This window comes from Paenibacillus sp. EKM211P, from assembly GCF_011066175.1.
GTDB classification, from domain to species: Bacteria; Bacillota; Bacilli; order Paenibacillales; family Paenibacillaceae; genus Paenibacillus; species Paenibacillus polymyxa.
This window is the reverse complement of the sequence record NZ_JAAMNS010000068.1, coordinates 1-306: the sequence shown is the minus strand read 5'-3', so window position 1 is coordinate 306 and position 306 is coordinate 1. Positions and strand designations below refer to the sequence as shown.

Below are 306 nucleotides of genomic sequence, written 5' to 3'. Positions count from 1 at the left end.
GAAGGAAGCGGTCGTCGTCGTCAGGGAAGATCAAGAAGGTCAGAAAGCTTTGTGCGCTTATTATACAGCGGAAGAAGACTTGACGGCGGCGGACCTGAAGCGGGCGATTGCCAGCGAGCTGCCGGGGTACATGATCCCGTCGTACTTCGTGGAGTTGGAGCGCCTGCCTCTGACGCCGAACGGAAAGATCGACCGGAAGGCGCTGCCGGCACCGGAAGGGGGAGCAGGCGGAGGCCGCGAATACGTGGCGCCGCGCACCGAACTGGAGGCGAAGCTGGCCGCCATTTGGCAGGATGTGCTTGTTCG

1 protein-coding gene is annotated in these 306 nt (G+C 62.4%); it reads left to right on the top strand.

Translation table 11 applies throughout. The features are described from left to right. The coding region (locus tag G9G57_RS25385; protein WP_164965692.1) for an AMP-binding enzyme at window positions 1-306 on the top strand (306 nt) is incomplete at both ends.